This is a genomic window from Enterococcus sp. DIV0213h (assembly GCF_051711285.1).
GTDB lineage: Bacteria > Bacillota > Bacilli > Lactobacillales > Enterococcaceae > Enterococcus_D > Enterococcus_D casseliflavus.
The window spans coordinates 1,830,971-1,843,841 of the sequence record NZ_JBIOMH010000001.1; the positions used below are offsets into that span (position 1 = coordinate 1,830,971).

The 12,871-nt window shown below is 42.5% G+C and carries 10 protein-coding genes; 5 read left to right on the plus strand and 5 right to left on the minus strand.

What is annotated here, in order from left to right; all coding sequences use genetic code 11:
- Position 1: 1 nt before the first annotated feature.
- The gene (locus IGI77_RS08285) at positions 2-1,528 is read right to left on the minus strand and encodes an ABC-F family ATP-binding cassette domain-containing protein (RefSeq protein WP_010748209.1); all 1,527 of its coding nucleotides are present in this window, start codon (positions 1,526-1,528) and stop codon (positions 2-4) included.
- Positions 1,529-1,837: 309 nt separating this feature from the next.
- Here IGI77_RS08285 and clpB point away from each other — a divergent pair, with 309 nt between their 5' ends.
- The 4 genes from clpB (at position 1,838) to lepB (ending at position 7,836) form a co-directional block, all read left to right on the plus strand.
- The gene (gene clpB / locus IGI77_RS08290) at positions 1,838-4,441 is read left to right on the plus strand and encodes an ATP-dependent chaperone ClpB (RefSeq protein ID WP_438769840.1); all 2,604 of its coding nucleotides are present in this window, start codon (positions 1,838-1,840) and stop codon (positions 4,439-4,441) included.
- A gap of 167 nt (positions 4,442-4,608) precedes the next feature.
- Positions 4,609-6,150 carry an ABC transporter permease/substrate-binding protein gene (locus tag IGI77_RS08295; protein ID WP_005226016.1) on the plus strand — a complete coding sequence of 514 codons (1,542 nt, stop codon included), beginning with the start codon at positions 4,609-4,611 and terminating at the stop codon, positions 6,148-6,150.
- Positions 6,147-7,100 (plus strand): ABC transporter ATP-binding protein, encoded by a 954-nt coding sequence (locus tag IGI77_RS08300; RefSeq protein WP_005226017.1) that lies wholly within the window; start codon positions 6,147-6,149, stop codon positions 7,098-7,100. Before IGI77_RS08295 ends, IGI77_RS08300 begins: the two co-directional genes overlap by 4 nt.
- A 166-nt stretch (positions 7,101-7,266) precedes the next feature.
- Positions 7,267-7,836, plus strand: coding sequence for a signal peptidase I (lepB, locus tag IGI77_RS08305; protein WP_005226018.1), 570 nt, complete (start codon positions 7,267-7,269; stop codon positions 7,834-7,836).
- A 61-nt stretch (positions 7,837-7,897) separates the two neighbouring features.
- On the opposite strand, the gene IGI77_RS08310 is transcribed toward lepB, so the two are convergent.
- The 4 genes from IGI77_RS08310 to IGI77_RS08325 all read right to left on the minus strand — a co-directional run bounded on the left by IGI77_RS08310 (position 7,898) and on the right by IGI77_RS08325 (position 10,777).
- Positions 7,898-8,083, minus strand: a complete 186-nt coding sequence (locus IGI77_RS08310; protein ID WP_005226019.1) for a hypothetical protein — start codon at positions 8,081-8,083, stop codon at positions 7,898-7,900.
- 276 nt (positions 8,084-8,359) lie between these two features.
- Complete coding sequence (locus IGI77_RS08315; RefSeq protein WP_005226020.1) at positions 8,360-9,025, minus strand: hypothetical protein; 666 nt, start codon at positions 9,023-9,025, stop codon at positions 8,360-8,362.
- Positions 9,026-9,511 (minus strand): nucleoside 2-deoxyribosyltransferase, encoded by a 486-nt coding sequence (locus IGI77_RS08320; RefSeq protein ID WP_438769841.1) that lies wholly within the window; start codon positions 9,509-9,511, stop codon positions 9,026-9,028. It abuts the gene before it with no gap.
- A gap of 51 nt (positions 9,512-9,562) precedes the next feature.
- The gene (locus tag IGI77_RS08325) at positions 9,563-10,777 is read right to left on the minus strand and encodes a GNAT family N-acetyltransferase (RefSeq protein WP_005226022.1); all 1,215 of its coding nucleotides are present in this window, start codon (positions 10,775-10,777) and stop codon (positions 9,563-9,565) included.
- A gap of 145 nt (positions 10,778-10,922) precedes the next feature.
- Between IGI77_RS08325 and lepA the strand changes: the two genes are divergently transcribed.
- Complete coding sequence (gene lepA / locus IGI77_RS08330; RefSeq protein WP_074535928.1) at positions 10,923-12,758, plus strand: translation elongation factor 4; 1,836 nt, start codon at positions 10,923-10,925, stop codon at positions 12,756-12,758.
- Positions 12,759-12,871: the final 113 nt, after the last annotated feature.

Sequence of the window (12,871 nt, forward strand, 5' to 3'; positions counted from 1 at the left end):
TTTAGTCTTTCAAATCAATGATCCGATCAACAAAGGATTCATAGAATTCAGCTTCATGGGAAACGATCAGAACGGTTCCGGGAAAAGCTGCCAGGGTTTCTTCCAAATTGTTTTTCGTGTCTTGATCGATATGGTTGGTCGGTTCATCAAGAATCAAAAAGTTGCTTTTGATCAACATCATTTCAGCTAACTTCACTTTTGTCTGCTCGCCACCACTTAATAATTTCAATTCCTCTTGAGCAAGCTGGCTAGGTAATCCCGCACGAGAAAGTTGTCGTCGCAATTCTTTGTTGGTTGCCTTTGGGAAAAGATCCTCGAGGTATTGCAGAGGCGTCTGTAATGGATACTCCCAGTCAAGATCTTGAGAAAAGTAATTAAACTTTGTATGCTGTGGGTAAGAAACGGTTCCTTCAATTGCAGGGATCACACCAAGTATTGTTTTGATCAACGTCGATTTACCGATCCCATTAAATCCCCGAATCGCAATTTTTTCGCCATAGCGGATCGTTAGGTTGATTGGCGATAGTAAAGGCTTTTGGTCATAACCGATCACTAGATTGGTCGTCTCTAATGCCAAGGTCGTAACGATCGGTGCCAAATCAAATCCTAGATGCGGTTTAGGGACATCTTGGGGTGGGGTCAAACGTTCTATTTTTGCCAATTGTTTTTCACGACTCTTTGCCATTGTTGAACGAGAACCAGCTTTGTATTTACGGATATAGCTTTCGGTTTTCTTGATATGCTCTTGTTGTGCTTCGTATTGCTTCATATAACTTTCATTTTGCAGCGTTTTTAGCTTTAATGCTTTGTCTAAATTCCCCGTATACTTAGAAAGCTTGCCAAATTCGATATCAATGATATGGGTCGTGATTTCATTCAAAAATTGACGATCATGAGAAACGACTAAGTAGGTACCAGTAAAGTCCTGTAAAAACTCAACCAGCCATTTGATATGCTCATCATCTAAGTGGTTGGTCGGTTCATCTAAAATCAGCATGTCGGGTTTTTCTAGCAGCATTTTTGCTAAGATCAATTTTGAGCGTTGACCACCACTTAAGGAAGCAAGGGGGGTATCCATGCCGAGAACCGAAATACCTAATCCTTCTGCTAAATCATCGATCAATGTATCCATTTGGTAGAAATTTCCTTGATCCAATTGATTTTGCAATTCGCCGGCTTTTTCTAAAAGCTTATCGTCAAGACTTTCGCCATAAGCAGTATAAAGATCTGCGATCTGTTGTTCTTTTTCGAAGTCTTCTGCAAAGGCAGAGCGCAAAAAATCACGGATCGATTGCGTTTCATCAACATTGACGTATTGATCCAAATAGCCCATTTTCAAATTTTTCGGAAATTGAACAAAGCCATCGTCTGGGAGAATTTCTCCTGTAATGATTTTGATTAAAGTACTTTTGCCAGCGCCGTTCCGTCCAATCAACCCGACTTTTTCCCCACGGTTGATTTGAACGGAAACATCTTCGTAAAGCAATTTGTCGCCAAATTGTTGGCTAATATTCGTTAATGTTAACATCGTTTCCTCCATATAAAAAAGCTGTAAACAGTAGACGTTACAGCTAAGTAGATAATCTTACTGAATAACTATCGCCAAAGAGCGATCAAAAGGATCAGGAAAATCGATTGTTCCTGACCAATCAGGACCTAGCATACCATTGCGGCTTCCTATCTGTCAATTTTCATGAAAGAATACTGAAAAAAATCTTGATCTTCGAGGGAAATCTTTTGACCATTACTGACCAATATTGTATAATAGAAGAGTAGAAAAAAGGATGCTGCTTGCAGTGTACTAATTTTTCTGACTACCATTTTGGGAGGGAAAAGTATGAACCCAGAAAAAATGACGACTACATTACAGAGTGCCATCGCGGAAGCACAGCAGATTGCCATGACGCGTCACCACCAAGAAATCGATATTCCGCATTTATGGAAGATTTTATTGCAAGCCAATCAATTCGGCCGCAATTTTTATACGGATACAGGCCTTGATGTCGATGCATTTGAAAAGGAAGTCGACCAGCTACTAGATGAACTGCCTTCGGTTGAAGGAGGAAATGTTCGTTATGGTCAATCCATGAGTCAAAATCTGTTTCATCTTTTGTCTGAGGCAGATCAATTAAAAAATGAATTTCAAGACGAGTATCTTTCCACAGAAATCGTCCTTTATGCGTTGATGAAATTGAAAAATCATCCATTGACGGTGTATTTAAAGAAACAAGGAATCACCGCGAAAGAAATCAAGCAAACGATCGAAACATTAAGAGGAGGGGATCGTGTGACCTCACAAAATCAAGAAGAACAATATAAAGCATTAGAAAAATACGGCGTTGACTTGGTCCAACAAGTCCGCAGCGGAAAAATGGACCCCATTATTGGACGAGACGAAGAAATTCGCGACGTGATTCGCATCCTTTCTCGGAAAACAAAAAACAATCCCGTTTTGATTGGTGAACCGGGGGTTGGTAAAACAGCCATTGTTGAAGGATTGGCTCAACGGATCGTGCGAAAAGACGTCCCAGAAAACCTAAAAGACAAAACGATCTTTTCTCTGGATATGGGTGCCTTGATCGCAGGTGCCAAGTTCCGAGGTGAATTTGAAGAGCGTTTGAAAGCCGTCTTACAAGAAGTGAAAAAAGCCGATGGACGGATCATTCTCTTTATTGATGAGATCCACAATATTGTAGGTGCTGGTAAGACGGAAGGCAGCATGGATGCTGGAAACTTACTAAAACCAATGCTGGCACGGGGAGAATTGCATACGATTGGCGCAACCACCCTTGATGAATACCGTCAATACATGGAAAAGGACAAAGCCTTGGAACGTCGTTTCCAAAAAGTGCTGGTACAGGAACCAACCGTTCAAGATACGATTTCGATTTTACGTGGCTTGAAAGAACGGTTCGAGATCCATCATGGCGTCAATATCCATGACAATGCGCTTGTTGCTGCTGCAACCTTATCTGATCGGTATATCACGGACCGCTTTTTACCAGACAAAGCCATCGATTTGATCGACGAAGCAAGTGCCACGATTCGGGTAGAAATGAATTCGATGCCTACCGAGCTCGATCAGGTCACTCGACGTTTGATGCAATTGGAGATCGAAGAAGCCGCACTGAAAAAAGAATCTGATGATGCATCGAAAAAACGTTTAGGCATTTTACAAGAAGAATTGGCGGAATTGCGTGAAGAAGTCAATACCATGAAAATGCAGTGGGAAACGGAAAAAGAAGAAGTCAATGCAGTTTCAAATAAACGGGCAGAGATCGATAAAGCCAAGCATGAGTTGGAAGATGCTGAAAATAACTATGATTTGGAACGGGCAGCTGTTCTTCGTCATGGGACGATTCCCCAACTGGAAAAAGAACTCGCTGAATTGGAAGAAAAAAACCAAGACGAAGGCATTCGGATGGTTCAAGAGTCAGTGACAGAAAATGAGATCGCCTTAGTCGTGGGCCGCTTGACAGGAATCCCTGTTGCGAAATTAGTGGAGGGCGAACGAGAAAAACTGTTGAAATTAAATGAGACCTTGCATCAACGAGTGATTGGACAAGACGAGGCAGTCGATGCCGTCAGTGACGCAGTCATTCGTTCCCGAGCTGGTCTGCAAGATCCAAATCGACCATTAGGTTCCTTCTTGTTCTTAGGACCGACCGGCGTCGGTAAGACCGAATTAGCGAAAGCGTTAGCGGTCAACCTCTTTGACTCTGAAGAGCATATGGTTCGGATCGATATGAGCGAATACATGGAAAAACATTCGGTGTCTCGTTTGGTCGGTGCCCCTCCAGGCTATGTTGGATTTGAAGAAGACGGACAATTGACCGAAGCCGTTCGACGCAATCCATACACGATCGTCTTATTGGATGAGATCGAAAAAGCCCATCCAGATGTCTTCAATATCTTATTGCAAGTGCTTGATGATGGCCGTTTGACAGACTCAAAAGGACGCGTCGTTGATTTCAAAAATACCGTCTTGATCATGACCAGCAACATCGGCTCTCAAGTCTTGCTAGATGGCGTGACTGCAGAAGGGACGATCCCAGAAACTGTCGCAGAAACTGTCCGTAATCTCTTGAGAGGCCATTTCAAACCAGAATTCTTAAATCGGATCGACGATACGATTTTATTCACACCGCTTAGTCTAAGCGATGTGACAGGCATCGTCGACAAGATCATCGCACAGCTTTCACAACGACTGGAAGTCCAAGATATACTGTTGACGATCACTGAAGAGGCCAAACGCTGGATCGCTGAAAATGCTTATGAGCCAGCGTATGGTGCGCGACCTCTCCGTCGGTTTATCACAAGAGAAGTCGAAACCCCATTGGCAAAAGAAATCGTTGCTGGCAGAGTCTTACCAAAGACCCAAGTCACGATCGAATTATTGAACGATCAGCTGGTTTTTGAAAATACGCCAATGACCGAGTAATAAAAAGAGAACAAATGGATAAATACAAAACGATGGTTGCCATTTCATTGGCAGCCATCGTTTTTTTGTCTCTCAACATATGACAAAAAAGTTCTCCTTGCTTGTTGTTTGGAGGAAATTCGCACTTCGATTATACTGTTCTTATGGAGTAGGAGAGGAATGAAAAGATGAATACTTTTTTTGAAACGTTGAATGAGCGAAAAGGGGAATTGCTGACAGCTGTCTTTGAACATTTGTCATTGTCGATCATTGCGCTGCTCGTGGCGATCGTTATTGCTGTTCCTTTAGCTATTTGGCTGGTTAATCATAAACGGGCAGCGGAAGTCGGCCTACAAATAACGAGTGTGTTACAGACGATTCCATCACTGGCACTGTTAGGTTTATTGATTCCATTCGTGGGGATCGGAACGCCACCTGCATTGATCGCATTAGTTATTTATGCATTATTGCCGATCTTTCAAAATACCTATATTGGCCTTTCGGAGATCGATCCATCAATCGAAGAAGCTGCTGCGGCATTTGGTATGTCTCGGATGCGCCGATTGATCAAAGTCGAGTTGCCGATTGCTTTGCCTGTCATAATTTCTGGGATTCGCACGGCGCTGGTCTTGATCATCGGAACAGCGACCTTAGCCGCTTTGATTGGCGCTGGCGGGTTAGGTTCCTTTATTTTGTTAGGGATCGATCGAAATGCGCCTGAGTTAACGTTGATTGGTGCGATCGGGTCTGCCTTGTTGGCGATTGTTTTCAGTACCCTGATCCGTTACCTGCAACATTTAAAACCGCGCTATACCTTGATCACGTTGGCAGCAATCATCTTGCTGATTGGTGGGGTTTCCTTCTCACAAAGCGGATTTTTTGCTCCCAAAACCATTACGATCGCAGGGAAACTAGGGTCTGAACCTGATATCTTGATCAACATGTACAAAGAATTGATTGAACAAGAAGACCCTGATGCCCAAGTTGAACTAGAGCCAAATTTTGGAAAAACCTCTTTCTTATTCAGCGCATTGGACAATGGTCAAGTTGATATATATCCAGAGTTTACTGGTACCGTGTTGGAGAGCTTAGTTGAGGTACCAGAAGAGCTTGCGAGTCAAAACCTTGACTCCGACGAAACCTATACCGAAGCAGTCAATCTATTGAAGGATCAGTTTGAGATGACCTTGCTTCAGCCGATGGCGTATCAAAATACCTATGCGTTGGCTGTCAAAAAAGAATTTGCTGAGGAAAATGGACTAACCACGATCTCTGATTTGAAGAAAATCGAAAATCAAATCAAAGCTGGCTTCACTCTCGAATTCATTGATCGGACGGACGGATATGCGGGGATCCAAGAACTTTATGGGCTAGATTTTCCAAGTGTCCAAAGTATGGAACCAGCATTGCGTTACCAAGCCATCAATAATGGTGATATCAATCTACTGGATGCCTATTCCACGGACAGTGAATTGCGTCAATATGGCTTAGTTATTCTAGAAGACGATCAGGAACTATTTCCACCTTATCAAGGAGCGCCTTTGATGAAAGAAGCCTTTGCCGAGGAACATCCAGAAGTCGTCCGTGCATTGGAAAAGTTGGCTGGGAAAATCACCGAAGAACAAATGAGTGAAATGAATTATCAGGTCAATGTCGAAGGAAAAAATCCAGCAGAAGTTGCACGTACCTTCCTGATAGATGAAGGATTAATTAAGGAGGGACAAGAATGACACCAATTATTGAATTTAAAAACGTCAGTAAAAAGTTTGATCAAAAACTAGTGATCGATCAATTAGATCTGAGTATCAATAAAGGAGAAATCTTTGTTTTGGTCGGTCCTTCTGGGAGTGGGAAAACGACGACTTTGAAGATGATCAACGCGTTGTCAGAACCGACAGATGGTGATATTTACTTCAAAGAAAAACGCATCAAAGAATACAATATTCAAAAGATGCGTTGGCAAATGGGGTATGTTCTCCAACAAATCGCTCTGTTTCCGACGATGGATGTCAAACAAAATATCGAAGTGATCCCAGAGATGTTAGGGTGGTCAAAAAAAGATCGCTCAGAAGCCGTGGATCGTTTGCTGACACAGGTCAAACTTGACCCAGAGCAGTACCGTCATCGAATGCCGAAAGAATTGTCTGGTGGAGAACAGCAACGGATCGGGATCTTGCGCGCATTAGCTGCCAATCCCGAAATCATTCTGATGGACGAACCCTTTAGTGCCCTTGATCCAATTTCTCGTAATTCCTTACAGGAGCTAGTCCTCGATCTGCACCAAGAGCTTGGGACAACGATTATTTTTGTCACGCATAACATGAAAGAAGCGGTAAAATTAGGGACGCGCATCGCTGTGATGAATCAAGGGAAGATCGTTCAATGCGATACACCAGAAGTCATTGTTTCACAACCAAAAACCGCTTTTGTGAAAAGCTTCTTTGAAGAAACCGGGGAAGATGAAGCAAAACTGGTCACAGCAGGAGATTTGATACGGATGAACTTTTTCAGCAATGACATCAATCAAGCTGACCCGAAAATTGCAGCATCTACGCCATTAAATGAGTTGTATACTTTATTTGCGAGTCATGAGACGTTGGTGATCGAAGAAAATCACCAACTGATAGGGAGTCTACGTCGAAAAGATGTGTTTGCTTTCTTGAGTCGTGATCGAACGTAAACGATTCTTTTCGCAACGAGAAATATCATAAATTTTTTAAAATCGATGATTTCTCTTGCTCAAAGCAAAAATTCCACGTAAGATTGAGGAAGATATCTTTTGTCAAAATGGCAGAACAAGCTTTCGCCGATGACAAAAGATGCAGTAAAGGAGCGAAAGAGCAGCTATGGTAAAAATCCTCAAAGAAAATTGGTTACTGCTTTTCTTTATCGTCGCCGTGGTTCTCATCCGTCTGTTTGTCCTGACCCCAGTTCAAGTCAGTGGCCATTCTATGGACCCAACGTTGGCAGATAAACAGCGTTTGATTGCATCAAAAATCTCCTCCTATGACCGACAAGACATCGTGATATGTGTTGAACCAGATGATCCAAGTAAAATCGCTGTCAAGCGGTTGATTGGTTTACCCGGTGATACCATCGAGATGAAAGATGATGTCCTAACGATCAATGGAGAAGTATACGAAGAACCCTATTTAGATGAGTTTAAAGAGAAATTTGCAGACGATCAATTACAAGACGAATATTCTTATCGCGAAATGTTTCAGCAAATCGCCGCTGGTGCGGAACAGTTTACGGAAGATTTCTCAGAAACGGTGCCTGAAGGCAGCTATTTTGTGATGGGAGACAATCGTTTGATCTCTAGAGACAGTCGCAGTTTCGGGGTTGTAACGGAAGATCAAATGGAAGGGAAAGTGCTGCTGCGCTTTTGGCCATTGAATCAAATCAAACTATTTTAATCAAAAGAAAAAACATTCTTGCCAGTGCAGCGAAAACGATCGCAACTGACAAGAATGTTTTTTAGATGACCCAAGCGACAAATGCAACCATTGAAAAGAACATTGTCCAAACCGCAATAATAGCTGATGCAATAAAAATAATTTTGATTGATAAAGGTTGGACAAATTTTCGAGCATCTTTAGAGAACGCATAGGTGATCGATGAAAAAATCAAGCAGCATAAAATAAAAAACACTGTTAGAACCATAAGCCTCTCCTTTACTGACGCAACGTCAAATGAATAATGTAATTATAACAGACCATGGTTTTTTGGGGAAATAAAAATGATTAAACGAGGGAATTTTTTTGTGGTTGTAATCGTTTTATAGGGAAGTGTAAGAAAGGTCAAACCTTGGTAGACAGCGAATCTATAAAAATAAGATGTGTTATTAAAGTATTTTTATAAATTTTTCTTTATGAATAAAAGAACAAAAGAAAAAAGCTTGTTGAAAAACGCTGGTTTCAACAAGCTTTTAAAGGTCGTTTATGATAATTTTTTAATCCGATAACTTTCAAAGTAATCAGGTTTGCCTCGACCTTGCACATACGCGATCACGCCCATTAAGGCAGCACCAATCGTGTTGGTCAGTAAATCACCCATCGTATCCATCAATGCTTCACGACCGATAAACGGAGTACCATCTAAGGTTGCATAACGTTGGAGGTTCATTCCACCAACAGAATCGCAGATAAACTCCCAAAACTCCCAGAAGATACCACACAAGCCAGCAAAAGCAAAGCCCATCAGTAAGAATAACCAGGGAGAGACGTTTGAAACTTTGACTTCTTTTAGTAGCAGACAGATCAATCCATAGCCGACAGCCGTCAAGACCATTGGACTTACCGCATGCAGAATTTTATCCCAGAAAGCAATGGTTTCGATCAAATGTAAGATCGTCCCCATAAATACAGAGATCAGCAAGAAAAACCAATAAAAGTAGACGGTGGCGTTTGGTAGCTGGATTTTCAAGAACTTTTTACTCATTTCTGGGACGAAGATCAATAAAATCCCAAGCAAGGCTTGGGCGAGGAAAATCAATCCTTGTGTTTGCGGATAGACCCCACGGAAAAATTCCCACAAAGAAAAACAAAACACGAGAATACCAAAAATAGTGAATACCTTTTGCAGTCGCTGATAATTTTGCCCCATTTAGTTGTCCTCCGAAAGATAGTCGGCTAAGCTAGCTAAAAGGGCTGCTTCAGAGGAGTAAATTTCCCCGTTTAGCTTGATCAAACCCACCGTATAAAGATTGACATAGTGGAACTGATTTTCCGCAACGGTTTGTAATGCTGCCAGCTTTTGCTGATTGTCGGCACCTTGTTGGCGACTATCCGTATAAAGCCCTAAAACAGGAATGCCTTTAGCATAAGCGACACCGATCTCAGAGGCAACCCCAGCATCGATGGTCAAACCATCCAGCAATGCGATCATCAAATCACTTTCCAGCACTTTTTCGGTATCTGCCAAAGCGATCATTTTGCTATCCGCATAGGCGGATTTATCATTGATCGCGGCATTTTCTTGAGGTAAATAAATCTCCAGCTGCGGATACTGCTGACGAATCGACGCAACAAGTTCGGCGTTGTAGCGCAGGTCACTAGCAGCAAACAGGGGAGCAGCAAAATATAGTTTCATTCAAAAACACTCCTTAATCATTCATAGTTGTACATTTTGTTGATTCGTTGTTTAGAAATAATCGCTGAAATAGGCTTCCATATCAGGGATGATCGATTCCAGTAATGCCAGTGTTTCTGAATCGGTATTTAGCCGTTCCACACGCTCTAAGTAAGCTGGGCGGCGGTAATTCATCAACAGACAAGACAATGTCTGAATATCCAGCTGGACCGCTTTTCCGATGGCTTCTCTTGAAACCACGATCTCCCCGTGATTGTATTGGACACCGAAGATCCCGTTGTTCCAATCGGCAACTGGGTCGGAAACAACAAAGTGAAAGGGTGTTTGGAAGGCTTCAAATGGGAAGTTTTTCAAAAACTGTTCAACATCGACGATCCGCGCCATGTAATAAGGCTCGATGGTTTCTTTGATTTGGCTATCGTCCAAGTAGAAGGACAGGGGTTCATTTGAATATATGTCTCCTTTGACCCAATAAACCATTGAGAAATGGGCAGAGATAAAATTCCAAAGACCATTGCGGGCTTCTTGATTCAAGTAGAACATTTCCTTTACATGGAAGACTTCTTCGGCTACCCAATAAAAAAGTACACCAGTCGGATGACCACTGGCATTGTAATAAACAGCCGCGGTGCGCTCTTCTTCATTTTCATAGCGCCAATACTCTTCCCAGTGAAAAGAGGTCCGCTGCAAGGCACCATGATTGTCGCGGGAGAATTGGTTGTAGACAGTAAAGACATCAGGGTCATCCACTTCTTTGCGCTCTACGATCCCAGGGACTTCTTTGGTTTTCGGAAGCTGGGTATCACGAATTTTGAAGGTCAGCTTGTCGGACATGATCTCCCAGCCTTTGCGACGATAGTAGGGCACATTGTATGGATAAAGGTAGGAGATCCATTGCTGATCTTCCCGCATCGTTTCTAAGGCAAGCTTGATCAAGTCTTTCATCAGGCCATGTCCGGCATATTCTGGGTAGGTCCCAACACCGGTCACTCCGCCCATTTTGATCAATTTGCCGTGTATATTGACTTCACAAGGATAAACGGCGATTTGCGAGATCAACTTGTCTTCATTGAACCAGCCAAAGACCTTGGAAAGCTCTAAGATCGGGCGCTTAGATTTGATCATTTCCCGTTTGCTCTCATAGCCGCTTTCTTCAATATCCGATTCAGTGATCTGAAAAACATAGCTTAACAGTTCGTTGAACTGATCAACGTCTTTTTCTTCCACCGCTCGAATATGTAGATTTTGATGAAAATTATTGTCCATTCTTTCAACTCCAATTTATTTGCTAGCTCTAGTATAGCAAAACCTGAATGAATATGTCTAAATAACGGTTAAGAAAAATACTTTATCTATTGGCGTTTCGTTGGTATAATAGAAAAGCTGACTAAAAGAAATGAGGAACGTATCCATGAACATAGAAGAAATGAAAAAACGACAGGAGAAGATTCGTAATTTCTCCATTATCGCCCATATCGACCATGGGAAATCAACATTGGCGGACCGTATTTTGGAACAAACCCATACGGTGACGTCACGGGAAATGCAAAACCAACTATTAGACTCCATGGATCTTGAACGTGAACGAGGAATCACAATCAAATTAAATGCCGTGGAACTTAACTATACCGCCAAAGACGGCGAAACCTACATCTTCCATTTGATCGACACCCCAGGGCACGTCGATTTCACCTATGAAGTTTCCCGCAGTTTGGCTGCTTGTGAAGGCGCCGTGCTCGTCGTTGATGCAGCTCAAGGGATCGAAGCACAGACATTGGCAAACGTCTACTTGGCGTTAGACAATGATTTAGAGATCCTACCAGTCATTAATAAAATAGACTTGCCAGCTGCCGATCCTGAGCGAGTACGAACAGAGATCGAAGATGTGATCGGTATCGATGCCAGTGAAGCAGTTTTAGCAAGTGCCAAAGCAGGTATTGGGATCGAAGACATTTTGGAACAAATCGTTGAGTATGTCCCAGCTCCCGCAGGTGATATTGAAGCACCGCTAAAAGCGTTGATCTTTGACTCCGTGTACGATTCCTATCGTGGGGTGGTCTTAAACGTCCGCATCATGGACGGGATGGTCAAACCTGGAGATAAAATCAAAATGATGAGCAATGGCAAGACCTTTGATGTTACGGAAGTTGGTGTCTTTTCACCAAAAGCCATTCAACGAGATGCGTTGATGGTGGGCGATGTTGGGTATATCACTGCTGCCATCAAGACCGTTAAAGATACCCAAGTCGGGGATACGGTGACATTAGCCAACAATCCAGCAGAAGAAGCCTTAGCTGGTTATCGTCAAATGAATCCGATGGTTTATTGCGGATTGTACCCAATCGATACTTCACGCTACAACGACCTTCGAGAAGCATTGGAAAAATTACAATTGAATGATGCAGCATTGCAATTTGAACCAGAAACCTCTCAAGCATTAGGATTTGGGTTCCGTTGCGGCTTCTTAGGCCTATTACACATGGATGTCGTGCAAGAACGGCTAGAACGTGAATTTAACCTTGAGTTGATTACGACTGCACCATCCGTAATCTATCATGTCAACAAGACAGATGGCTCAATGGTCGTCGTTGATAACCCAGCAGAATTTCCTGAACCAGTCACGATCGACAACGTGCAAGAGCCTTACGTCAAAGCACAAATCATGGTGCCTAATGATTACGTCGGTGCTGTAATGGAATTGTCCCAGCGCAAACGGGGAGACTTTGTCACGATGGATTACTTGGATGATTATCGTGTAAACGTCGTTTATGAGATCCCACTATCAGAAATCGTCTTTGATTTCTTTGATAAATTGAAATCCAGCACCAAAGGGTACGCATCACTCGATTACGAAATGTCTGGTTACCGAACTAGCAAGCTAGTGAAGATGGACATCTTGCTGAATACTGAAAAAGTTGATGCGTTAAGCTTTATCGTTCACCGTGACTTTGCTTATGAACGCGGTAAAGCCATCGTTGAAAAACTGAAAAAACTGATCCCACGACAACAATTTGAAGTACCGATCCAAGCAGCCATCGGACAAAAAATCGTTGCGCGTTCCGACATCAAAGCCTTGCGTAAAAACGTATTGGCGAAATGTTACGGCGGTGACGTTTCTCGAAAACGCAAACTCCTAGAGAAACAAAAAGAAGGGAAGAAGCGGATGAAACAAATCGGCTCCGTCGAAGTACCGCAAGAAGCCTTCATGGCAGTTCTGAAGATGGATGAGGACGAACCGAAGAAATAATCTGTTTTGACGGATGTCAGTAAGAGGAATAAAATGAAAGTACCTTCGAGAGAAGGTGCTTTTTTTAATAAAAGGAAAAATATAAAATGACCGAAGGGACATTCGTCGGTTGT